The organism is Shinella sp. H4-D48, from assembly GCF_022637395.1.
GTDB lineage: Bacteria > Pseudomonadota > Alphaproteobacteria > Rhizobiales > Rhizobiaceae > Shinella > Shinella sedimenti.
The window spans coordinates 181,976-205,515 of sequence record NZ_CP093337.1 but is presented as its reverse complement, the minus strand read 5'-3'; the positions used below and the strand labels follow the sequence as shown (position 1 = coordinate 205,515).

14 protein-coding genes and 1 riboswitch are annotated in these 23,540 nt (G+C 65.4%); of the genes, 4 read left to right on the top strand and 10 right to left on the bottom strand.

The window, feature by feature from the left end:
• Window positions 1-4 precede the first annotated feature (4 nt).
• A complete protein-coding gene (locus MNR02_RS00925; protein ID WP_241947759.1) occupies window positions 5-1,174 on the bottom strand; it encodes an OpgC family protein in 1,170 nt (389 codons plus the stop codon).
• 24 nt (window positions 1,175-1,198) lie between these two features.
• Window positions 1,199-9,712, bottom strand: a complete 8,514-nt coding sequence (locus tag MNR02_RS00920; protein ID WP_241947758.1) for a GH36-type glycosyl hydrolase domain-containing protein — start codon at window positions 9,710-9,712, stop codon at window positions 1,199-1,201.
• A 405-nt stretch (window positions 9,713-10,117) separates the two neighbouring features.
• Window positions 10,118-10,346, top strand: a riboswitch (cobalamin riboswitch).
• Between the two features lie 95 nt (window positions 10,347-10,441).
• On the opposite strand from MNR02_RS00920, the gene MNR02_RS00915 reads away from it, so the two are divergent.
• Entirely contained in the window at window positions 10,442-10,657 is a 216-nt protein-coding gene (locus MNR02_RS00915) for a hypothetical protein (protein WP_241947757.1), read from the top strand.
• Between the two features lie 82 nt (window positions 10,658-10,739).
• Window positions 10,740-14,531, top strand: a complete 3,792-nt coding sequence (gene metH, locus MNR02_RS00910; protein ID WP_241947756.1) for a methionine synthase — start codon at window positions 10,740-10,742, stop codon at window positions 14,529-14,531.
• Window positions 14,532-14,537: 6 nt separating this feature from the next.
• On the opposite strand, the gene MNR02_RS00905 is transcribed toward metH, so the two are convergent.
• Window positions 14,538-15,572, bottom strand: a complete 1,035-nt coding sequence (locus MNR02_RS00905) for a YeiH family protein (RefSeq protein WP_241947755.1) — start codon at window positions 15,570-15,572, stop codon at window positions 14,538-14,540.
• Between the two features lie 78 nt (window positions 15,573-15,650).
• Between MNR02_RS00905 and MNR02_RS00900 the strand changes: the two genes are divergently transcribed.
• Window positions 15,651-16,505: a LysR substrate-binding domain-containing protein gene (locus MNR02_RS00900; protein ID WP_241948914.1), complete on the top strand. Its 855-nt coding sequence runs from the start codon at window positions 15,651-15,653 to the stop codon at window positions 16,503-16,505.
• Here MNR02_RS00900 and cobM read toward each other — a convergent pair.
• Together cobM and cbiE are read right to left on the bottom strand one after the other, a co-directional pair.
• Complete coding sequence (gene cobM / locus MNR02_RS00895; RefSeq protein WP_241600956.1) at window positions 16,502-17,263, bottom strand: precorrin-4 C(11)-methyltransferase; 762 nt, start codon at window positions 17,261-17,263, stop codon at window positions 16,502-16,504. The genes MNR02_RS00900 and cobM overlap by 4 nt on opposite strands.
• Complete coding sequence (gene cbiE / locus MNR02_RS00890) at window positions 17,260-18,531, bottom strand: precorrin-6y C5,15-methyltransferase (decarboxylating) subunit CbiE (RefSeq protein ID WP_241947754.1); 1,272 nt, start codon at window positions 18,529-18,531, stop codon at window positions 17,260-17,262. Before cbiE ends, cobM begins: the two co-directional genes overlap by 4 nt.
• On the opposite strand from cbiE, the gene MNR02_RS00885 reads away from it, so the two are divergent.
• On the top strand, window positions 18,515-19,285 hold the full coding sequence (locus tag MNR02_RS00885; protein WP_241947753.1) for a cobalt-precorrin-6A reductase: 771 nt from the start codon (window positions 18,515-18,517) through the stop codon (window positions 19,283-19,285). The two genes, cbiE and MNR02_RS00885, sit on opposite strands and share 17 nt — an antisense overlap.
• Here the strand turns inward: MNR02_RS00885 and MNR02_RS00880 are convergent.
• The 5 genes from MNR02_RS00880 to cobF are packed head-to-tail and all read right to left on the bottom strand — an operon-like array spanning window position 19,249 to window position 23,501.
• Window positions 19,249-20,013, bottom strand: coding sequence for a precorrin-3B C(17)-methyltransferase (locus tag MNR02_RS00880; protein ID WP_241600953.1), 765 nt, complete (start codon window positions 20,011-20,013; stop codon window positions 19,249-19,251). The two genes, MNR02_RS00885 and MNR02_RS00880, sit on opposite strands and share 37 nt — an antisense overlap.
• Window positions 20,010-20,744 carry a precorrin-2 C(20)-methyltransferase gene (locus MNR02_RS00875; RefSeq protein ID WP_241600952.1) on the bottom strand — a complete coding sequence of 245 codons (735 nt, stop codon included), beginning with the start codon at window positions 20,742-20,744 and terminating at the stop codon, window positions 20,010-20,012. The genes MNR02_RS00880 and MNR02_RS00875 overlap by 4 nt, the downstream gene beginning before the upstream one ends.
• Window positions 20,741-21,373 (bottom strand): precorrin-8X methylmutase, encoded by a 633-nt coding sequence (locus MNR02_RS00870; protein ID WP_241947752.1) that lies wholly within the window; start codon window positions 21,371-21,373, stop codon window positions 20,741-20,743. The genes MNR02_RS00875 and MNR02_RS00870 overlap by 4 nt, the downstream gene beginning before the upstream one ends.
• Window positions 21,370-22,725 (bottom strand): precorrin-3B synthase, encoded by a 1,356-nt coding sequence (gene cobG, locus MNR02_RS00865; RefSeq protein ID WP_241947751.1) that lies wholly within the window; start codon window positions 22,723-22,725, stop codon window positions 21,370-21,372. Before cobG ends, MNR02_RS00870 begins: the two co-directional genes overlap by 4 nt.
• Entirely contained in the window at window positions 22,722-23,501 is a 780-nt protein-coding gene (gene cobF, locus MNR02_RS00860; protein ID WP_241947750.1) for a precorrin-6A synthase (deacetylating), read from the bottom strand. Before cobF ends, cobG begins: the two co-directional genes overlap by 4 nt.
• Between the last annotated feature and the right edge of the window lie 39 nt (window positions 23,502-23,540).

The window sequence follows — 23,540 nt, the reverse complement described above, 5'->3', positions numbered from 1 at the left end:
GGCATCAGCGCTTCGGGCCGTCGCGCCCCTTCACCGGCAGGGCTCGCATGCCCTGCCGTTTTGCGTGGTCGGCAATCACCTCCGCCTGCCAGTCGAGATAGCGCGCATAGGCGAAATGCAGCGCGATGCCGGCGAGCACGTAGAGCGTGCCGAAGAACGGGTTCTTCCCCGTCACGAACATCAGGACCTGCCCTGCCATGGCCAGGATGGTGCCGAAGATGAAGATGGCCAGCGAATGGCGCCCGATCGCGACGAGCGGATGGGAGAGCGGTAGTGCCGCCCAGTTCGACAGGACCGGGATCGTGGCGATGAGATAGGCGCCCGCCAGCACATGCAGGAGGCGCGTTGCCGACAGGTAGGTCTTGTCGAAGCCGGTCAGAACCGCCGGCAGGCCGTAGGAAAAGTCGATGTGCCACCAGCCGAGCACGACCCAGAGCATCGAGACCGCCAGATAGATGGCGCTCAGCGCAAACAGCAGCGCATTGCGCGGGATGCCCTTCGACCTTGCCCGCAGCACCCCGACGAAACCGATGGCAAACAGGAACTGCCAGGACAGCGGATTGAGGAACCACTTGCCGTCGTCGAGGAAATTCGACGGGGCGATGCGCCAGATGCCGGCGCAAAGCCAGATCGTGCCCGAAACGGCGAGCAGCAGACGCGGCCCGCGCTGATAGAGCCAGAGGAAGCCGGGCAGCATGAGGAACAGCACGGCATACATCGACAGGATGTTGTTATAGCCGAACTGGTGGCCGAGCAGCACCATGCTGACCACACCCTGCTCCGTGCGGTCGACGACGGCACGCAGATTGATTTCCGACACGAGATCCGGCCGGCTGAACCATAGCGCCCCACCCGCGAAGATGGCGAAGGTGATGATGCTGGTCATGATGTGGGCGACATAGAGCGTCAGCGCGCGGCGCAGGATGCGCAGCGTGACGGCAAGCCGCTCCCCGACGGCAAAGCGCGAATAGGCAAGGCCCACCGACATGCCTGAGATCAGCACGAAGGCCTCCGCCGAATCCGAGAAGCCGAAATTCTTGTGCGTGAGATGTTCCAGATACTGGCCGGGAACGTGATTGACGAAGATCGTCAGGAGGGCGAGGGCCCGGAAGACGTCGAGGCGCGTGTCGCGTTGCCGCGGCACGGCGCCCACCGGTCCAGATTTATCTGTCATGGTACTCTGATCCACATGGGTGGGTCAGAGCAAATAGCCCTCTTTTGAAGATTTGATGACAGAGCCGTTTATTGTTGCCTGCCATCCGCCGTCATCCCCGCGATCCACACGCAGCGTCAGCTTGCGGCCATCGAGCACCAGCGTCGCGCTGTAGCCGTTCCAGGCTTCCGGCAGGACGGGTTCGACGAAGAGACGGCCGCCTTCCTTGCGGATGCCGAGAATGCCCTCGACGGCGGCACGGTAAAGCCAGCCGGCCGAGCCGGTGTACCAGGACCATCCGCCACGCCCCGCACGCTCGCCTTCGCCATAGACATCGGCGGCCACGACATAGGGCTCGACGCGGTAGCGTTCCGCCGCCTGTGCATCGAGCGCATGCTTGACCGGATTGAGCAGGTCGAGGCAGGCGAAGGCTTCATCCCCCCGGCCGAGACGCGCCAGCGCCATCACCACCCAGGTCGCCGCATGGGTATATTGCCCGCCATTCTCGCGCACGCCGGGCGGATAGGCCTTGATATAGCCCGGGTCTTCCGTGGTTTCGACAAGCGGCGGCGTGAACAGGCGGATAATCCCGTTCTGCCGGTCGACCAGTTCGGCCATGACCGCGTCCATCGCCTGCCGCGAGCGGTCGGCGTCCCCCTCGCCGGACAGAACGCTCCAGCTCTGCGCGATGGAATCGATGCGGCATTCGGCGCTGTCGGATGTGCCGAGCGGCGCGCCGTTGTCATAATAGCCGCGCCGGTAGTAGGCGCCGTCCCACCCTGCCGTTTCCAGTGCCTGCTTGAGGCGATCGAGGTGGATTTCCCAAGCCTCGGCATGAATGCCGTCGCCCCGTTCGCGCGCGAGCGGGATGAAGGCGCGCAGCGTGCCGGCAAGGAACCAGCCCAGCCAGACGCTCGTGCCGCGGCCGGCTTCGCCGACGCGGTTCATGCCGTCATTCCAGTCGCCGCCGAGAATGAGCGGCAGGCCGTTTTCGCCGGTTCGGGCAAGCGCCAGATCGAGCGCACGGGCGCAATGCTCGTAAAGCGATGCATCCTCGGCCGAACGGCCCGGTTTGAAGAAGGAATCGTGCTGTCCCTCGGCAAGCGGCGGGCCTTCGATGAAGGCAAGCCGTTCGTCCAGCACGCCACGGTCGCCGGTGACGCGGCAGTAATATTCGACCGCGTGAGCAAGCCAAACCACATCATCCGAGATCATGGTGCGTACACCCGCCCCGCTATCGGGCAGCCACCAGTGCTGCACGTCGCCCTCGACGAACTGGCGCGCGGCAGCGTTCAGGATCTGCGCACGCGCGAGGTCCGGCTGGTGCAGGATGAAGGCCAGCGTGTCCTGCAACTGATCACGGAAACCGTAGGCGCCGCTCGCCTGATAGAAGGCCGTGCGTGCCATGATGCGGCAGCCGAGCGCCTGGTAGGGCAGCCAGTCGTTGAGCATGCGATCGAGCGCCGGGTCGGGCGTCTTGACCTGCAGAGTGCCGGTGAAGCCTTCCCAGAACGAACGCACCGACGCCATGACGGCATCGAAATCGGCCTTGCGGCTCTTCCCGGCAAGCGCGCGGGCACCATCGGCATCGGCAGAATCGCCCAGCACGAAGAGCAGGTCGCGCTTTTCGCCGGGTTTCAGAACGAGATCGACGGAGAGCGCCGCGCATGGATCGCTAATGCCGTCGGCCGCACCCGACAGGGGTTGGCCGGTGAACAGCGCCGCCGGAGTCACAATGTCGCCGGTGCGGCCGATAAAGTCCCGCCGCCATGTCGTGAAGCCGGACAACGGCGCATCGACGCCGAAGAAGCTGGTCCGACCGGCGAAGTCGAGACTGTAGGGATTGGTCGCGAAGAGCGCGCCACTTTCCTCGTCATGGCTGGTCAGCACGAAGGGTGCGGTCTTGGTGGGGTTGTTACCCAGCACCCATTCGACATAGCCGTAGACGGAGAGGCGGCGTTCGGTCTCGTCGGTGTTCTTCACGACGAGGCGCGAATATTTCACCGGGTCTTCCGGGTCCACCGTCTGCACGAGGTCGAGTTCGATACCGTCCTCCCAGCTGCGGAAGGCGGTGTAGCCGAGGCCGTGCCAAGTCTCGAACTTGACCGACGTCTTGCGCGACAGCGCGGCGAACGGCGTCATCACCATGCCGCTGTCACGATCGCGCACGTAGAAGGCCTCGCCGGGACGGTTGATGACAGGATCGTTGGTCCAGGGCGTGAGCTGGTAGTCGCGCGAATTGCGGCTCCAGGTGAAACCACCGCCTTCAGCCGGAACATGGAAGCCGAATTCGCGGTTTGCAATCACGTTGATCCACGGTTGCGGCGTTGCCTCGCCGCCGCGCAGGCGCACGGCATATTCGCGGCGGTCGGCATTGAAGCCGCCGAAACCGTTCCAGAAGGACAGGCCGTTTCCATCGATCGCGACCGGAGCGGGGAGCGAAGCGGTAACGGCAGCCGGCGACGGCTTGGCCGTGGCCGGCAGAGCCTCGGTCTTCGTTTCGTCGTCGCCACGCGGGGGCGATGAGAAGAGGGAGACCGTGCGGGCAATCTGGTCGGCAAGCGAGCCGTTGCGGGCGTGGAAGACGGCGCGAGCCGCTGCCAGCAGGGCCTGCCAGGTCGTGACATCCATCAGGTCGCGGCGCACCGTGAAGACGTGCTGGCGCACGCCGTCCGACTGGCCGCGCATGCGCAGGTTCTCGCACATCTGATCGAGCGTGTGCTGCATGTCCTGCGCATAGGACGCCGCGCGCTCGTTGAGGATGACGAGGTCCGCCGTGACGCCGCGATGACGCAGATATTCCTGCGCGCGCAGCGCCTCGCGGGCGACATCGAGATCGATCTCGTCGTTGATGCGCAGCACGAAGATCGGGAAATCGCCCGAAATCGCCATGGGCCAGAGCGCCGACTGGGATGTCAGGCCGGTCTGGATCGTGCCGGTATCGGCACGCAGGTGCAGGTCGGGATAGGTGAGATAGCGGCCGAGCATCTGGAAGCTCGCCGCCTCCTGCGAGGTCACACCCACATGGCGCATATGCACCTGCGAGCGCGTCCAGGCATGGATCATTTCATGGTTGAAGCTATCCGGGTGACGATAACGGTCGATAGCCGCATCCACATCCGCGCGGGTCGGCGCAGCGATGGTCCAGAAGATGACCTTGACCTTCTTGCCGGCGGGAACGCGCACGACGCGGCGCAGCGCCATGATCGGATCGAGCGTGAAGCCATCCGTGCCGGACAGCTGCGCGCCGGCATCGAAGGCTGCCGCGGTCGCAAGCGAACGGCCACGACCGATGAAGCGTCGGCGATCCGTCTCGATCTCGGTGCGGCGCGAGGGGCCGGCATTGTCGACGATGAGATGGGCGATCGCCATGTCGGGCTCGTTGGGATGACGCTTCTGGCGCTCCGCGCGGATTGCGTCGCCGCGCTGGTCGATCTCGGTGCGGATGAACATCTTCGAAAAGAGCGGATGCGCGCTGTCGGCATCGTCGGTCGCAATGACCGGCTCCAGATAGGACGTTACCTCGATGAAGCGGTCCTCCGTACCCGTGTTGACGAGTGTCAGTCGGCGGCCTTCGGCATCATGCTCGGTGGCGACGATGACCTCGACCTCGCTGGTCAGCGTGCCGATGGTCTTGAGGAATTCCGCCTTGTCGTCGCCGAACTGGGTCTTCGTCTCCTCGTCCTCTACTCGTTTCGGTTCGGCGGTGGCAGACCACCACTCGTTCGTCGCGGTATCGCGAAGGAACAGGAAGGAGCCCCAGCGATCTTCCGTGGGATCGGGCTTCCAGCGCGTGACGGACTGGCCGTTCCAGCGCGAATAGCCGGCACCGGTTGCCGTCAGCATCACGGAGTAATGGCCGTTCGACAGGAAGACGGTCTCGCGCTCGCGATTGATCGGGTCCTTGAAGATGCGGATTTCCGGGCGAAGCAGGTCGGCCCGCGTGCTGCCGACGGTTTCCGGCTCGCGCTTGGCGTTGATGACGGGAATGTCGCGCGGCGCCTTCTCCTGCAGGAGCAGTTCGGCCGCCTCGATGACCGGATCGGCATGAAAACGTTCGCGCAGCGCGCCGTTGAAAACGACGTTGGCAACGGCGGCGATGGACATGCCGTGGTGGTGGGCCATGTAGTTGCGCACCACCGCGCAGGTCTTGCCCTCCGGCACGCGGGTCGGCGTGAAGTCCACGGCGTCGTGGAAACCGTAGATGCCGAGCGCGCCGAGCTTGCGCAGCCGCTCGAGGTTCTCGAGCGCTTCCTTCGGCGCATATTGCGCGGCGAGCAGCGAGGCATAGGGCGCGATGACGGCGTTCTGGCCGAGGCCGCGCTTCAGGCCGAGCGTCGGCACGCCGAAATTGGTGTACTGGTAGGTCAGTTCGTGGTCGCGGGCGTTGAAGGCCGCTTCCGAAATGCCCCAAGGCGTGCCCAGCCGGCGGCCGTGGTTCATCTGTTCGACCACGACGAGATTATTCGTCTGGTTGAGGATGCCGCCCTGGCGCTCCTGCATGACGAGCGGCGGCATCAGATATTCGAACATCGAGCCGGACCAGGAGATCAGCGCACCACGCGAACCGACCGGCACGACCGGACGGCCGAGCTTGTACCAGTGCTCGGTGGGCAGATCGCCCTTGGCAATAGCGAACAGGCTCGTGAGGCGTGCTTCCGAGGCGAGCAGGTCGTAGCAGGCCTCGTCCAGCTCGTTGGTCTCGACGCGGTAGCCGATCGACAGGAGACGCCGTTCCGGACGGAACAGGAAGCCGAAATCCATGGAGAACGCGATGTCGCGTGCGCGGTCGCGCAGAACGCCGAGCCGCGCACGCAGCGGCTCGATGCTGCCGAGGTCGAAGACGCTGTCGGCAATATGCGCTTCGCAGGTCGCGACCAACGCGCCCGCCCAATGCACCACCTCGCCGGTCTGCGGCGACTTTACCTCATGGTCGAGATTGACGATGAGCTTGTTGATGTCACGCGCCAGGACCGCGAGGTTGATGACGCGGATGGAAGCGAATTCGTGCTCGCGCTTGACGGCGGCGAGCGCGTTGTGGAAGCCGGCAATGCGCTCCTCCACGAGACGGCGCAGCGGGCGCACCGTCTTGCGGTCGTCAGGCAGCTGCTTGAGCGCCTCCGACAGGATGGCGGCGACATCGCCGATGCCGTCGAGGCTGCCCTGCAGATGCGCCGAGGGCGCCTCCGCCCATTCGCGGCACATGGAGGATACGGCAATGAGGTGGCCGGCAAGGTTGCCGCTGTCGACCGCCGAGACATACCGTGGTCCGAGCGTTTCCAGCGTGTTGGTGCGATACCAGTTGAACAGGTGCCCGCGGTATTTCGGCATGCCGTCGATGGTGGCGATGGTCTGCTCCATCCGGCGCACCGTTTCCTCGAAGCTGATCCAGCCGAAATCGCGCGCCGAAATCACCGAGAGCAGATAGACGCCGATATTGGTCGGCGAGGTGCGCTCGGCCAGGACCGGATTGGGCGTTTCCTGGAAATTGTCCGGCGGCAGGAAGTGCTGCTCGGCGGTGACGAAGGTCTCGAAATAGCGCCAGGTGCGCCGTGCGATCTTGCGCAGTTCGCTGGCGACATGATCGGACACGACGAGCTGGTCTTCCGTCTCCGCCGTCTGGCTGACGGACCAGGCGATCATCGGCGACAGCATCCAGACGAGGGCGAAGGGCACGCCGATAAAGGGCAGGCCAGTCTTGGAGATCATGGCAAGCGCGACGGAAACCACCGCCAGCGCCGGGGCCTGCCACATCGCCTTGTAGTGATCGAGGATACCGCCACGCGCCGCGCTGTCGGCCTGGGCGGCGGTGCGCCACTCCAGCATCATCTTGCGGCTGACGAAGGTACGGTAGAGCGAGCGCACGATGGCGTCGCCCATCAGTGCGGCGGAATGCGCGATAAAGGCGATGCGCAGCGCCACCTGCGCGTTGGCCGCGCGGATATCGGAGAACACGCGATGCACATGGGCGCGCGCCACGATATCGCTGCTGCGCGGCATGAGGCCCGAAATGAGCGAGAGCGTTGGTGCGACGAAGAGCAGGAAGATAAGCACCAGCTGCCAGATCAGCGCCTGGCGCGGCTCCATATAGTACCAGCCCATGACCGAGGCGACGAGCCAGGCGATGGGGATGAGGCTGCGCCGCAGGTTGTCGTACATCTTCCAGCGGCCGAGCATGGAAATGCCGCTCGACGGGCCGAAAAGATAGGGCAGGAGCTGCCAGTCGCCGCGGGCCCAGCGATGCTGGCGCGAGGTCTCCACGCCGTAGCGGGTCGGGAAGTCCTCGACGAGCTCCACGTCGGTCACCAGCGCACAGTGCGACAGCGAGCCTTCGAGCAGGTCGTGGCTGAGCACCGAGTTCTCCTCGATGCGGCCCTTCACGGCGGCCTCGAAGGCATCGACGTGGTAGAGCCCCTTGCCGGTGAACGTGCCTTCGCCGGCCAGATCCTGATAGACGTCGGAAACGGTGAAGACGTAGGGGTCGACGCCGCGGTCGGCGGAGAAGATGCGCTGGAAGGTCGAGGCTTCCTTGCCAGTCGTAAGCGACGGCGTGACGCGCGGCTGAAGGATCGAGTAGCCGGCGGTGATCTCGCCGGTCGCCTCGTCGATGACGGGACGGTTGATCGGGTGGTGCATCTTGCCGACGAGCTTGGTCACGGCATCGCGCATCAGGCGCGTGTCGGAATCGAGCGTCATGACATATTTCACGTCCGACGGCACGACATTGGCGCCCGGCAGGAAGGTCGTGTCGCCATCGCCGCGCAGCAGCAGGTTCAGCTCATGCAGCTTGCCGCGCTTGCGCTCCCAGCCCATCCACGCGCCTTCCGACGGATTGTAGAGGCGGCGGCGGTGCAGCAGGTAGAACCGGGTGCGCCCGTCAAAGGCGTAGCGCGCCGACAGTTCGGCGATCTCACGCTTGGCATATTCGAGAACATCGAGATCGGCAGGCGTTTCCTCGCTCTGGCTGTCGGCCCAGTCGCTGAGAAGCGCGAAATAAATCTCACCGCGCGGGTTGGCGAGGTAATGGACCTCGAGATTGCGCACGAGTTCATCGACATGGTCGCGTTTCGAGATAAGGCAGGGCACGACGAGCAGCGTGCGCGCATCCTCGGGTATGCCGTCCTTGAACTCGTAGCCGACCAGCCGTGACGGCGTGACGAAGAAGGTGACGAGCGTGTTGAACAGACCCGTCGCCCCCTCCGAGACCGGTAGCGCGAACAGGACGAGCATGATCAGCCAGGCACCGTTCGGGATGTCGAGCTGGTCGAGGAAATAATAGACCGCGATCATCGCCAGAAGCGTGAGGATGATGTTGGGACCGGCAATAGCGAGCCAGTCGAGCTTGCGTGTCACGCGGACAGTCCGTTGCACGAGCGTAGGACGGTACCCGATGCGCTTTTCGAGCAGCTTGCGCTTCTTGCCCACGAGAAACGCGCCGACATTGGCGCGATAATCGGGATCGCCCGCGTTTGCCGCGGCGTCTTCCTCGGTCATGGCGAGCGCGGTTTCGGTGACCTCCAGCTCGCTCTTGCCGGAACGGCGGGCAAAACGCTCGATTGTGTTGCGGTACTTGTTGCGCGAACCGAAATCGAGATCGCTATAGTCTGAGCGCTGGCGCAGCGCCTCGTCGAGGCGGCTGACGCTCTCGAACCAGACCGGCCACTCCGCATCGTCCACCGACCGCAGGCTTTTGATGAGCGAACTCATGGTCACGTTGCCGGAGGACAGGCGGTTGTTTTCCGCCACGATCAGTTCCTCGAGGTCGCTGCCCCGGCTCTCGATCTTCCGCTCCAGCCACTGGATGACCGCACCCGATGTCTGAAGGCCATCGCGCAGGCGGTAGAGAAGCTGGACGACGAAGGTGTTGTCCTCGGTCAGGCTCTCGATGGTGCGCAGATGCGCGATGGACTTCTCCGGATCGTTGAGACGCACCAGCTCGTCGGCCACGTCATTGGCCTTGAAGCGCATCTTGCGGGAGCGCTCGACGCGGCTGGAAATGCGCCGCAGGTTCTCCAGGAGCACGAAACGTACGAAGGACGGCAGCGCCCAGAGCTCGCCGATCTTCAGCGGATCGACCGACTGGAAGCCCTGCACGAAAGCGGTCAGGCTTTCCTGCGAGACACTGCTGTGCGTATGGGCGACATAAAGCCATGCCAGTGCCAGCGTACGCGGCAGCGACTGACCGTCGATCTCGACAGTCGGGAGCTGCCGGTAGAAGCGGCGGGGGAAGTCGCGGCGGACCTCCTGGATCGCTTCCTCGATCACATAGAAGTTGTCGAGCAGCCACTCGGCCGCCGGCGTGATCTGCGCGCCGGCCTCCACATCCTTGGCCGTGACCTGATAGACGCGGAAGATTTCCTTCTCGTTTTCCTTGTGCCGTGCACGGAAATCGAAGGGATGGAAGCCCGGAAGCACCGCCGCCTTGTCGCGGGCGAGCGCTTCGCCGCACGCGGCGAGCTCCTCCAGCGTCAGATAGGTGGCGCGGATCGAATCGTTATAATCGATCTGCCGGATATCGGTATCGCGCGAGGAGGCTTGCGGCGGAGTATGAAGGGACATGTTTCTGATTCTGGAACCGGCCATGTTGAGCCACCCGGCAACGGCCGTTGCGCCGGATTGTCTTTCGCGGGCGGGCTTCATTCTGCTGTCGCGATCAGCCATGGCACCCGACCTCGCCCTCATGGCGTTCCGAATGCGATTTTGGCTGAAGCGACACGCTGTTTAACATCCACGCCGCGTGGTGCATGAAAACGGCATTTTTTAGCCGTAAGGACAGAGACTTGCAACCTGTCAACAGGGCGGGATGGCGCAGCATGGACCCTCATTTGCGGTTTTGGTGAATCGCTCATCCTGAACATGAGGCGAGCCCGCGCGAGGTGCAGGCGGACCAACAATGCGCGGGGGATAAAAAAGGTTCCCGCCCGAATGCAAACCGCCCGCCATTGACTCGAGACCCGGGGAGCGCGAGGTTGCCGGCGTCAGGGTCTTCCGAATCGGGAACGGTCGGAGGCTAAGAGGGAAGCCGGTGCGAAGCCGCAGGGAACAAAGACCTGCGCATCAAGACCGGCGCTGCCCCCGCAACTGTGAACGGCGAGCGTCTGTCGCTCCGCGCCACTGGTGTCACGCACCGGGAAGGCCAGACAGACGCAACGACCCGCAAGCCAGGAGACCTGCCCTGATACCTGTAACGACCTGGGCGGGGTGTCCCAAGGGTGCGCTTGCAATGGCACACAGTGGCCACCAGCAGCGTGCGTCCGGCCATCCCCCAATTATCCGATTGGGGAAGACATGTTTCAACTCACCGAAAATCAGGCGTCGGGCACCGGCAAGCCGGAATCCGTGTTCATTTCCTGGCTTCTCTGGCAGCCGCGCGGCGCGGACCTCCCGGCCGAAGCGCTGAAGGAAGTGCAGAAACTCGCACGGCTGGACAATACCGATCCCGACATCGCACGGCTGAAGGCCTTGTTTACATCGCTGGCCGGCGCGGACGGACCGCTGCACTAGGCAAGCACACGAAACATATGTTGACATAAAGATATCTTTATGTGATCTCCGATACTGAATGAAAGTACCGGAGGGTTCTCCCATGGCCAATTCCCACCTGGACGACCTGTTCGGCCCTGAACAGCCGCCGCGCGACGGAAGCGAAGTCCTTGCTGCCCTCAAGGCTGCCGCCCGCGAGCGCATTCTCGTGCTCGACGGCGCGATGGGCACGGAAATCCAGACGCTGAAGCTGGTGGAAGATGATTTCCGCGGCGATCGCTTCGGCGACTGCGCCTGCCACCAGCAGGGCAACAACGACCTCCTGACGCTGACCCAGCCGGGTGCCATCGAGGACATCCATTACCGCTATGCGCTCGCCGGCGCCGATATTCTCGAGACCAACACGTTTTCCTCCACCACCATCGCCCAGGCCGATTATGGCATGGAGGACATGGTCTATGAGTTGAACCGCGACGGCGCCCGCCTCGCCCGCCGCGCGGGCCTGCGCGCCGAGCAGAAGGACGGCAAGCGCCGTTTCGTCGCCGGCGCGCTGGGGCCGACCAACCGTACAGCCTCGATCTCGCCCGACGTCAACAATCCCGGCTACCGCGCCGTGACCTTCGACGATCTGCGCATCGCCTATGCCGAGCAGGTGCGCGGCCTCATCGATGGCGGCGCCGACATCATCCTGATCGAGACGATCTTCGACACGCTGAACGCCAAGGCCGCGATCTTCGCCACCCGCGAGGTTTATGAGGAAAAGGGCATCCACCTGCCTGTCATGATATCGGGCACGATCACCGATCTTTCCGGCCGCACGCTCTCCGGCCAGACGCCGGAGGCCTTCTGGAACTCCGTGCGCCACGCCGATCCTTTCTCCATCGGCCTGAACTGCGCGCTCGGCGCCAATGCCATGCGCGCCCATCTCGCCGAGATTTCGGCCGTCGCGCAGACGTTTGTCTGCGCCTATCCCAATGCCGGCCTGCCCAACGCCTTCGGCCAGTATGACGAGACGCCGGAGGAAATGGCCGCGCAGATCGAAGGCTTCATGCGCGAAGGGCTGGTCAACATCGTCGGCGGCTGCTGCGGCTCGACGCCGGACCATATCCGCGCCATTGCCGCTGCCGCCGCGCGCCATGCGCCCCGCGAAATCCCGGATATCCCGCGTCATATGCGGCTGTCCGGCCTCGAACCGTTTACGCTGACCGAGGCCATCCCCTTCGTGAATGTCGGCGAGCGCACCAACGTCACCGGTTCGGCGAAATTCCGCAAGCTGATTACCGCCGGCGATTATGCGGCAGCACTCGACGTGGCGCGAGACCAGGTCGCGAACGGCGCGCAGATCATCGACATCAACATGGACGAGGGCCTGATCGATTCCGCCCGCGCCATGACGGAATATGTAAACCTCATCGCCGCCGAGCCGGATATCGCCCGCGTTCCACTGATGATCGACAGTTCGAAATGGGAGGTGATCGAGGCCGGCCTGAAATGCGTGCAGGGCAAGCCGCTGGTCAATTCCATTTCGCTGAAGGAAGGCGAGGAAGCCTTCCTGCACCACGCCAGGCTCGTGCGCGCCTATGGTGCGGCCGTCGTCGTGATGGCCTTCGACGAAACCGGACAGGCCGATACCAAGGCACGCAAGGTGGAAATCTGCACACGGGCCTATAAGCTGCTGACGGAGGTTGCCGGCCTCCCACCCGAGGATATCGTCTTCGACCCCAACATCTTCGCGGTGGCGACAGGCATCGAGGAGCACGACAACTACGGCGTCGACTTCATCGAGGCGACCGCCGAGATCACCCGCACGCTGCCCCATGTTCATATCTCGGGCGGCGTCTCCAACCTCTCCTTCTCGTTCCGCGGCAACGAGCCGGTGCGCGAAGCGATGCACGCGGTCTTCCTCTACCACGCCATCCAGGCGGGCATGGATATGGGCATCGTGAACGCCGGCCAGCTCGCCGTCTACGACACGATCGAAGCCGATCTGCGCGAAGCCTGCGAGGATGTGGTGCTGAACCGTCAGCCGAAGGCCGGCGGCACCGCCACCGAGCGGCTGCTCGACATCGCCGAACGTTTCAAGGGCGCGGCCGGCAAGGAAGCCAAGGAGCGCGATCTCGCCTGGCGCGAATGGCCGGTCGAGAAGCGGCTGGAACATGCGCTGGTCAACGGCATCACCGAATTCGTCGAAGAAGATACCGAAGAGGCGCGCCAGAATGCCGAGCGCCCGCTGCATGTCATTGAGGGCCCGCTGATGGCCGGCATGAACGTCGTCGGCGACCTGTTCGGCGCAGGCAAGATGTTCCTGCCACAGGTCGTGAAGTCCGCCCGGGTGATGAAGCAGGCCGTCGCCGTGCTGCTGCCGTACATGGAGGCCGAAAAGCTCGCAAACGGCGGCAGCGGCGAGCGCCAGAGCGCGGGCAAGATCCTGATGGCGACCGTCAAGGGCGATGTGCACGATATCGGCAAGAACATCGTCGGCGTCGTGCTCGCCTGCAACAATTACGAGATCATCGATCTCGGTGTCATGGTGCCCGCGACGAAGATCCTCGAGACGGCAAAGGCCGAGAAGGTCGATATCATCGGCCTCTCCGGCCTGATCACCCCCTCGCTCGACGAGATGGTGCATGTCGCCGCCGAAATGGAGCGCGAGGGCTTCGACATCCCCCTCCTTATCGGCGGGGCGACGACGAGCCGCGTGCACACCGCCGTCAAGATCCACCCGCGCTACGACCGCGGCCAGACCGTCTACGTCACCGATGCCAGCCGCGCCGTCGGTGTCGTCGGCAGCCTGCTCTCGGCCGACATGAAGCCGGGTTACGTCGAGACGCTGAAGGCGGAGTACCGCAAGGTCGCAGACGCCCATGCACGCAACGAAGCCGAAAAGCAGCGCCTGCCGATCGGCAAGGCGCGCGACAACGCCTTCAGGGCCGACTGGCCGGCCTACCAGCCAAAAACACCCTCCTTCCTCGGTACGCGCGTCTGGCAGGATTGGGACCTGGCGGACCTCGCCCGCTACATCGACTGGACGCCGTTCTTCCAGACCTGGGAGCTGAAGGGCGTCTATCCGAAAATCCTCGACGACGAGAAGCAGGGCCCGGCCGCCCGTCAGCTGTTTGCGGATGCGCAGGCGATGCTGGAAAAGATCATCGCTGAAAAGTGGTTCACGCCGAAGGCCGTCGTCGGCTTCTGGCCGGCCGGCACCGTGGGCGACGACATCAGGCTCTTCACGAACGAGGCGCGCGACGAGGAGCTCGCGACCTTCTTCACGCTGCGCCAGCAGCTTTCCAAGCGTGATGGCCGGCCGAACGTGGCGCTCTCCGATTTCGTCGCCCCCGTCGACAGCGGTAAGCCCGACTATCTCGGCGGCTTTGTCGTGACGGCCGGCATAGGTGAGATCGCCATTGCCGAGCGTTTCGAGCGGGCAAACGACGATTACAACTCGATCCTCGTCAAGGCGCTGGCCGACCGCTTTGCCGAAGCCTTCGCCGAGCGCATGCACGAGGTGGTGCGCAAGGAACTCTGGGGCTATGCGCCGGACGATACCTTTGCGCCCACGGACCTCATCGGCGAGCCCTATGCCGGCATCCGTCCGGCGCCGGGCTATCCCGCCCAGCCGGACCACACCGAAAAGACGACGCTCTTCCGCCTTCTCGATGCGGGAAAGCAGATCGGTGTCGAGCTGACGGAAAGCTACGCCATGTGGCCCGGCTCCTCCGTCTCGGGCCTCTACATCGCGTCGCCCGAAAGCTACTATTTCGGCGTCGCCAAGGTAGAGCGCGACCAGGTGGAGGACTACGCCCGCCGCAAGGACATGTCGGTTTCCGAGGTGGAACGCTGGCTTGGTCCGGTGCTGAACTACGTGCCGGTGGCTGCCCGCGAGAACGCGGCCTGAAACAGCTCAGGCCGTCGCGAGGTTCAGGAGAAGCACCATCACGTAGCTGGCAACAATCAGAACGGCGAGCGACAGGACGACCGCCGCCGTCACACGCGGTCCGGCGCGCATGACGCGCCGGAGATCGATGCCCAGCCCGAGTGCCGCCATGGACAGGATGGTCAACACGGTTGCGGCAAGACCCATGGCCTCTGCCAGCCCGGCACCGATGAAACCGAGGCTGCGGGCGGCCAGCATAGCCAGAAAACCCAGGATGAACCACGGCACCAGCCGGTGAACCGCCAGCCGCCCGCCCATCGCCCTGCCCACGGCGAGCGACAGCAGGAAAATGACGGGACCGAGCATCAGAACCCGCACGAGCTTGACGAAGGTGCCGATCTGGATGCTGAGCGCGGAAACCGGCGCCGTGGCGGCCAGCACCTGCGGCACGGCATAGACCGTCATGCCCGCCATCACGCCGTATCCGGTCGCCGACAGGCCGAGCAGCGGCACCAGCACGGGCAGCAGCAGCACCGTCACCATGCCGAGCACGGCGGTGAAGGCGATGGAGGAAGCGACCTCCTCGGCATCGGCCCGGATGACCGGCGCCGTCGCCGCGATGGCGGAATTACCGCAGATCGAGTTGCCGCAGGCGACCAGCAGCGCCACACGCTTGGGCAGCCCCAGCCCGCGGCCGATTCCATAGCTCGCGATCAACGCCACGCTCACAACGGCCGCGATGGCACCGATCAGCATCCATCCCATGCCGGCAATCGCAGCGGCACTGACACTTGCGCCGAGCAGCACGATGGCCACTTCAAGAAAATACTTCGCGGTAAAGGCAATGCCCGGTTCAAAAATATCCGGCCGGCGCAGAAAAAGACGACAGACTGCGCCGACCAGGATCGCCAGCACGAGCGCCTCGACCCAGGCTCCGCCCGTCAGCTGAAGTTCCACCCTCTCGGCAAGCACGGCAAGCGCCGACACGATGACAGACAACACCACGCCCGGCACGATCGTCTTTATTCCAATCCGTCGCCGTTTGTTGGGTATATTTTCCATGGTTGAACGATGCGCTTGCGCAAGCGTTCGATCCATCGATAAATATTGCATGTTTCATTCGATTGGATCGAACAGATGATGACGCTGGAGCAGCTGCGCATCTTCGTCGCCGTGGCGGAGCGCGAACATCTCACGCAGGCCGCCGAGGCGCTGCATCTGACGCCTTCGGCCGTCAGCTCGGCGATCCGCGGGCTGGAGGAGCGTTATGGCATCGGGCTGTTTCACCGGACCGGTCGGCGCATCGAGCTGACCGATACCGGCCGCACTTTTCTGCCGGAAGCGATCGACACGCTGGCGCGCGCCGAAAGCACGCAGCTTTTCCTGCGCGAGGTCGGCGAATTGAAGCGCGGCGCGCTCGCCTTGTCAGCCAGCCAGACGGTCGGCGGCTACTGGCTGCCGCCGATCCTGATGCGCTTCCACGCGACCTATCCGGCCATAGGCCTGCAGATCGGCAGCGGAAACACGCAGCAGGTGGCGGATGCGGTTCTCGACGGACGGGCGGAACTGGGCCTGATCGAAGGCGAGGTGGATCACCCCGCCCTCTCGCAGCGCATCGTGGCGCATGACCGGATGTTCATCGTCGCGCCGGCTGGGCATCCGCTCGCAGGCAAGGCCGTCGAAGCGGAGGATCTGGAAAAGGCCCGCTGGGTGCTGCGCGAACCCGGCTCCGGCACACGCAGCGCATTCACCTCCGTAATCGACGAGGCAGCACTCGATATAGCGCTGTCGCTTCCGTCCAACGAGGCGGTGCGCGCCGCCGTTCTGGCCGGCGGGGTGCTGACGGCGGTGTCGGAGTTCGTCGTGCAGGACGATCTGAGGGCGGGACGGCTCGTGCGTATCGCCTTCGACCTGCCCGGGCGCGCTTTCCGTCTTCTACGACACAAGGAGCGCTATCGCTCCAAGGCCTCCCTCGCCTTCGAGGCCATGCTTTAATCCCCGCGGCCGCGGAACCGGCGCTGGTAGGCCGGATCGTAGAGCGAACTTTCGCGGAAATCCTCCGCGCCGAGCGACCGGCCGACGAAGATGAGTGCCGTGCGTTCGATCGGTTCCTGCGCCACCTTGGCGGCGATGTCGGCAAGCGTGCCGCGCACCACGCGCTCATCCGGCCAGGAGGCCTTCACCACGATCGCCACCGGGCAATCGGCACCGTAGAGCGGCGTCAGTTCCGTCACCACCTGGTCGAGCGCGTGGATGGCAAGGTGAATGGCGAGTGTCGCGCCGGTCGCGCCGAAACCCTGCAACGTCTCGCGGTTCGGCATGGGCGATGCGCGGCCCGAAACGCGGGTGAGCACCAGGCTCTGGGCGACGGCGGGAATGGTGAGCTCGCGGCCGAGTGCAGCCGCAGCCGCCGCGAAGGACGGCACGCCGGGCGTCATCGTATAGGCAAGCCCGTGCTTCTCCAGCCGGCGGATCTGCTCGGCGACCGCGCTCCAGACCGAAAGGTCGCCGGAATGGAGCCGCGCCACGTCCTCACCGGCCTCCGCCGCCTTGAGATATTCCGCCTCGATCTCGTCCAGCGACATCGGTGCGGTATCGACGATGCGCGCGCCGGGCGGGCAGTATTGCAGCAGCTCCGGCGACACGATGGAGCCGGCATAGAGGCAAACAGGACATTTGCCGATGAGATCGCGGCCGCGCACGGTGATGAGGTCGGCGGCACCCGGTCCGGCGCCGATGAAGTGAACGGTCATCTCTGATCCTCGGATTGTTCGGCCGGTTTTACCCAGCGCCATTGCGTGACCGGCATGGCCGGCCGCCAGCCCGTCATCTGCCCGACGGGCGACGCGCGCGCGATATCGATGCGGATGAGCGATCCGCCGCGCCGGGCATGCTGCGCAAGCAGCACGGCCTCCATTTCCGTCGTCACCGCATTGGCGACAAGCCGCCCGCCCGGCTTCAGCCCTGCAATCGCCGCATCCATAACCCCGGCCTCACTGCCGCCGCCGCCGATGAAAACGGCATCCGGCGCGGTGAGCCCGGCCAGCGCATCCGGCGCCATGCCTTCGACGACGGTAAGCCCCGGCACGCCGAATTTTCCGGCGTTGCGACGGATGCGGGCGGCGCGCTCGGCATGGCCTTCAATGGCGATGGCGCGGAGCGACGGATCGGCCAGCATCCATTCGATGCCGATCGAGCCCGATCCTGCGCCGATATCCCACAGAAGTTCACCCCGGCGCGGCGCCAGCGCCGACAACGTCAGCGCGCGAACCTCATGCTTGGTGATCTGCCCGTCATGCTCGAAGAGCGCGTCGTCCAGCCCGGGCGTATAAGGCAGAATGCGCGCATCGCGGGCTGCCACGATTTCGACTGCGCAGACATTGAGCATATCCGCGCCCGCGAGCGCGAACTGCCCGGCCATGTGATGGCTGACACGTTCGCGCGTCCCGCCAAGCGCCTCCAGAACCGTGAATGTCGATCTGCCAAAGCCGCTCCCGGCAAGGAGGGCGGCCAGCGCAGCCGGCCCGTCGCTGTCCGACGTCAGCGCCAGGATGCGTGCGCCCGGATGCAGATGGGGGCGAATGAGGTCGACGGGGCGGCCGTGCAGGGAAACGCACACCGTGTCCTGCAAGGCCCAGCCCATGCGCGAGGCCGCCAGGCTGAAGGCGGAAGGCGCGGGGAAGACCCGCATTTCCGCGCGCGGAATGCGGCGCGACAGCGTGACGCCGACGCCGTAGAAGAAGGGATCGCCTGAAGCGAGCACGACGACCGGGCGGCCGCGCGCGGCAAGCACCGCCTCGACCGACCGTTCGAACGGGCTGAGCCAGCTCTGCCGCTCGCCGCTGATGGCGCTGCCGGCGAGTTCCAGATGCCGCGCACCGCCGAAAACCACTGTCGCGGTCGCGATGGCGGCCTTGGCCTCGTCGCCCAGACCCGCTAGACCATCCTCGCCGATCCCGACGATGGAAAGCCACGGGGCGGCCGTCGAAAGGGTCGGATCAGGCGTGGACAAGAGACGCATCCTCATACTGGGCGGAACGACCGAAGCCCGCGAGCTTGCGGCGCGCCTGGTAACACGCAACGATCTCGCCGTGACGCTCTCGCTTGCCGGCCGCACGATCGATCCCGCCCGGCAGCCCGTACCGGTGCGCAGCGGTGGCTTCGGCGGCGTTGCCGGCCTCATCGACTATCTCAGCGCGCAGGCGATCGATCTCCTGATCGACGCCACGCATCCCTTCGCCCGGCAGATTTCCGCCAATGCCCGCGCCGCAAGCCGCCAGACCGGCATTCCGCTGCTGCGTCTGGAGCGACGTGGCTGGGACGAAACGGACGGCGACCGATGGACGCGTGTCGCCACGATGGCGGACGCTGTCACCGCGCTCGGAAAAGACCCCCGCCGCGTGTTCCTCGCCATTGGACGGCAGGAAGCCAAGGTTTTCGATACCGCGCCGCAGCACCGCTATCTCGTGCGCAGCGTCGATCCCGTCGATCCGCCGCTCGATGCGCCGCAGGTCGAATACCTGCTGGCCCGCGGTCCTTTCGCGGTGGAAGACGAGGTCGCTCTTCTTCGCGAACACCGGATTGAGGTTATCGTCAGCAAGAATTCCGGCGGCGAGGCCACCCACGGCAAGATCGTCGCCGCGCGCATTCTGGGCCTGCCCGTCGTGCTCGTGGAGCGGGCGGCGGGCGATGACGGGCATCGCGCCGGAACGGCCGAGGAAGCGGAGCGGCTGGCCGATCATCTGCTCTCGTCCCTGAGGAAACGCGGCGTATAGACGAGATCAGGCAGGCCGGGACGGGCGATGACGCGCGTCTCCGGCGAGCCGATGACCACGCAGGTCGCCATGTCGGCGCGATCGGCCTCGGCTTCCCCCAGCGGCATGACCAGCATGCGCTCGTCGGGACGACCCGCCGCGCGGCCGAAGACGACGGGCGTTTCGGCCGGCAGCGTCTCGCGCAGGATTTCGAAGGCCTTGCCGAGCTGCCACGGCCGCGCCTTGCTGATCGGATTGTAGAGCGCGATGACGAGGCCCGCCTCACTGACCAGCCTGAGCCGCTTCTCGATAATCTCCCACGGCTTGAGATTGTCGGACAGCGAGATCGCACAGAAATCATGCCCGAGCGGCGCGCCGATGCGGGCGGCGACCGCCAGCATGGCCGTGACGCCGGGAACGACGACGAGGTCGACCGTCTTCCATTCCGCCGGCCCGGCATCGATCGCTTCGCAGACCGCCGCCGCCATGGCGAAGACGCCGGGATCGCCGCCGGAGACGACGCAGACATTCACGCCGTCGGCTGCCCGCATGAGCGCCGCCTGCGCGCGGTTCAGCTCCTCGCGGTTGTCGGACGCGACCTTGATCTGGTCTGGCCTGAGGTTCAGGCGGTCGATATACGGAAAATAACCGAAGAATTCACTGGAGGCCTCCACCGCTCGCAGCGCTTCCGGCGTCATCTGGTCGGGATTGCCAGGCCCCGTGCCGATCACGAAGAGCTTGCCTGTCATGCCCGGCCGCCCCAGCCGGGCACGAGCACCAGCGAAAAATAGGGCGCGGTGTCGTCGAGTTTTTCCGAAAGGCGAATGGACATGCTCGACGGCGTGGTGCCGCGCTCGACGTAGACGGCCTCGGCGAGGCGTCCGGCACTCGCCAGCGCGCGGCGGATTTTTGGGAGGTTTCGGCCGACCTTCATGATGACGGCGGCCTGCGTATCGACCAGCCGGCGCTCCAGCTCGCCCTCTGCCATCGTGCCCGGCAGAACGGACAGCACGTCGTCGCCCTGCACGATCGGCAGGCCGGACAGCGACCAGCAGCCGGACATGGCCGTGATGCCGGGAATGACCTCCGTCGGGAAACGATGGGCCAGCCGCACATGCAGATGCATGTAGGAGCCGTAGAACATCGGGTCACCCTCCGAGAGGATCGCGACCGTGCGGCCCGCCGCAAGATGCGTCGCCACCGCTTCGGCCGATGCATCGTAGAACCCGGTGATCTGGCCCTTGTAGTCGTCGTGGTCCTTGTGGATTTCCGTCGTCACGGGATAGTAGAGCGGCAGCTCCGTCATGCCCGGCTTCAGCATCCCCTCGACGATGGCGCGCCCGTTGCCGGACCGGCCGGCCTTGGCGAAATAGGCGAGAACATCCGCCTCGCCGATCGCCCGCACCGCTTTCAGCGTCAGCAGTTCCGGGTCACCCGGTCCCGTGCCCACGCCATACAGTCGTCCGGTCATGGTGCTCATAGGCCCGGCCTCGCCAGCGAATTGAGGGCGGCGGCCGTCATTGCGCTGCCGCCGAGGCGACCGCGCACGATGGCGAAGGGCACGCCGTAGGAGTTTTCAGCAAGCGCATCCTTCGATTCCGCCGCGCCGACGAAGCCGACCGGCATGCCGAGAATGGCCGCCGGTTTCGGCGCGCCGTCGCGCAGCAATTCCAGCAGGTAGAACAGCGCCGTGGGCGCATTGCCGATAGCAACGACCGAGCCGGCCATGCGGTCCAGCCAGAGCCGTATGGCGGCGGCCGAGCGGGTGTTGCCGGTCTCGCCTGCCAGTTCCGGCGTGCGCGGATCGCGAAGGGTGCAGATGACGTCGTTGCCGGCAGGCAGGCGGGCGGCGGTCACGCCGCGGGCCACCATTTCGGCATCGCAGAAGATCGGGGCGCCGGCCTGAAGGGCGGCCCGTGCGGAAGACACGAAATCCGGCGAAAAGACGAAATGCTGCGCCGCCTCGACGAGGCCGGCGGCATGGATCATGCGCACCGCGACATCGGCCTCCGCCTCGGAAAAGCGTGCAAGATCAGCCTCCGAACGGATGATCGCAAAGGATTTCTCATAGATGGCCGTGCCATCCTTGATGTAGTCATACTCAGTCATTGGTGGCCTTGATATGCGGAAACGATAGTATCGGGCGCCGTGCGATCGAGAAGGCTTTTTGCCGTCTCGCTTTCGGCACGGCGATTGCGCAACAGGGCGCCGAGACGCTGGATCGCCGGCACGAAGCCGTCAGCGGGAACGGTTGCCAGCGCCGGATCGGATGCCTTGCCGTTGAGGACAAGGCCGACGCCATCGGCCGTGCCGCACAGCGTGACGGCAGCGCGCGCCGGATGAGCGCAACCCTTGGGGCAGCCGGAAATATGGATATCGACGGAGCCATCGAGCAGGCCGGCGGCGTGGGCCACCACGGCATCGGCAGCGGCATGCGTATCGAAGCTTGCGGATGCGCAGCCCGCAGCTCCGGCGCAGATCGAGACGGAACGCCCCGGCGCCTTGTCCGTGCACCAGAAGCCTTCGCGCTCGGCCGCCCCTTGTGCAGCGGCCAGCCCTTCTTCCGAAAGCCCGCACACCAGAAGCGTGCGGTGCGGCGCAAGACAAAATTCCATGGCGCCGCAGGCCGAGAGGCTTTGGACAAGGGCGGCGAGGCGATCCGCATGCACCTGCCCATAGGCGGGCGCGACACCCAGAACCAGACGACCGCCGATATGGTGTTTGCCGACCGGATGCCGCGGGCCGGATTTGAACCAGGAAATCGCCTCCTGCCCCTTGTCCCCCTCGGAAAGATTGGCGCTCAGGGTCGGGACGTCCAGATCGCGGCCACGGGTCGCCGGACCGGCGGCAGCCAGCGCCGAAACGACGGCCATCGTGCCGTCGATAACGGCATCCGAAGGCAGAAGAGCAACAGAACGCGTCGTTTCGCGATCACCACCGATGGCCAGACGCCAGAGGGCGCCTTCATTTGTCTCGATAGCGTCGAGCCGGATATCGGCGACCATATCGGAAAGCGACAGCACGCCGCCGCCATCCACGACGATGGCAAGCTTGGGCGCAAGTGTGAGCGCAGCAGCCGCGATAGCGTTGCGCAAGGCATCCGCTATCGGCGTGGCATCGGCGATTTCGGACGGGTCCACGCCGGAAAGCGGCGGGACCTCAACGGCAACGCCGGTTCTGGTCTCTATACCGGCGGCAGCAAGATCGGCGGCAAGGCGCGGCACCGATGCATCGGTGAGGCCCCGCAACTGGATATTGCCCCGTGCCGTGATTTCGATAAGCCCGTTGCCATGCCGGCGGGCAATGTCCGCAAGCGCAAGAAGGTCCTGCGCGCTCAGCGCCGCTGAGACCGGGCGAAGGCGCACCAGAAGGCCGTCGCCGGTCTGCATGGGCGCGGTAATCGAGGGGCATGCACCGCGGCGCAACGTATTGGTGTCGATGCGGTGGGACGCTGCCGTCATGCTGCGTCCTCCCCGGCATCGGTCACCGGCCGGCGGATCAGGTAGGTATCCATGATCCAGCCGTGTTCGGCACGCGCCCTGGTCCTAGTCTGCGTGATCGTCTCGGCCATGTCGGCGAGCCGGCCTGACAGCAGGATCTCGTGCGGTGTGCCGAGATAGGCGCCCCACCAGATTTCCGCCTCGGGGTCGTTCACCGTGTTGAAGGCCTGCACACCATCCAGCATGACGAGCGCATCGCGCGTCGCCGCCGGCCAGCCCTCCGCCAGACGGCGGCCGGTGGTGATCTCGACGGGCAGGCCGATACGGTTGAGCGCGATGCCATGGCCGGCACAGAGCGCCTGCACGCTTGTGATGCCCGGAATGACCTCCATCTCGAAGGCGACGCGGCCGGAGGCGCGCACGTGATCGACGATGCGCAACGTGCTGTCGTAGAGCATTGGATCGCCCCAGACGAGCAGGCCGAGGGTCTCATCGTCGCCGAGTTCATTCAGGAGGGTGCGCTCGTAGATGGCGGCGATGGCTTGATGCCAGTCGCGCACGCCATCTTCATAGGCGCCGTCGGCATTGCGCACCGGTACGGCATAATCCAGGATGCGGCAGGCGGAATTGGTCAGGAAACGCGCGCAGATGTCGCGGCGCGCATCGGCCAGGAAGGCCTTCTCATCCCCCTTCAGCGGGATGAGCAACACATCTGCCCGGTTCAGCGTATTGATGGCCTGAATGGTCATGTGCTCGGGGTTGCCCGCGCCGATGCCGATGACCGATATCTTTTTCATTCACCGTCCCCCGTGCGGCCAGCGCTCCCGGTTTGCGGC

Excerpts from the sequence above, each read along its gene's own strand:
- cbiE (WP_241947754.1), bottom strand. The coding sequence starts at position 18,531 with ATGCGTCTCTTGTCCACGCCTGATCCGACCCTTTCGACGGCCGCCCCG.
- MNR02_RS00920 (WP_241947758.1), bottom strand. The coding sequence starts at position 9,712 with ATGTCCCTTCATACTCCGCCGCAAGCCTCCTCGCGCGATACCGATATC.
- MNR02_RS00875 (WP_241600952.1), bottom strand. The coding sequence starts at position 20,744 with ATGAGCACCATGACCGGACGACTGTATGGCGTGGGCACGGGACCGGGT.
- cobG (WP_241947751.1), bottom strand. The coding sequence starts at position 22,725 with ATGACGGCAGCGTCCCACCGCATCGACACCAATACGTTGCGCCGCGGT.
- MNR02_RS00915 (WP_241947757.1), top strand. The coding sequence starts at position 10,442 with ATGTTTCAACTCACCGAAAATCAGGCGTCGGGCACCGGCAAGCCGGAA.
- MNR02_RS00870 (WP_241947752.1), bottom strand. The coding sequence starts at position 21,373 with ATGACTGAGTATGACTACATCAAGGATGGCACGGCCATCTATGAGAAA.
- MNR02_RS00900 (WP_241948914.1), top strand. The coding sequence starts at position 15,651 with ATGACGCTGGAGCAGCTGCGCATCTTCGTCGCCGTGGCGGAGCGCGAA.
- cobM (WP_241600956.1), bottom strand. The coding sequence starts at position 17,263 with ATGACCGTTCACTTCATCGGCGCCGGACCGGGTGCCGCCGACCTCATC.
- MNR02_RS00880 (WP_241600953.1), bottom strand. The coding sequence starts at position 20,013 with ATGACAGGCAAGCTCTTCGTGATCGGCACGGGGCCTGGCAATCCCGAC.
- MNR02_RS00905 (WP_241947755.1), bottom strand. The coding sequence starts at position 15,572 with ATGGAAAATATACCCAACAAACGGCGACGGATTGGAATAAAGACGATC.
- MNR02_RS00925 (WP_241947759.1), bottom strand. The coding sequence starts at position 1,174 with ATGACAGATAAATCTGGACCGGTGGGCGCCGTGCCGCGGCAACGCGAC.
- cobF (WP_241947750.1), bottom strand. The coding sequence starts at position 23,501 with ATGAAAAAGATATCGGTCATCGGCATCGGCGCGGGCAACCCCGAGCAC.
- metH (WP_241947756.1), top strand. The coding sequence starts at position 10,740 with ATGGCCAATTCCCACCTGGACGACCTGTTCGGCCCTGAACAGCCGCCG.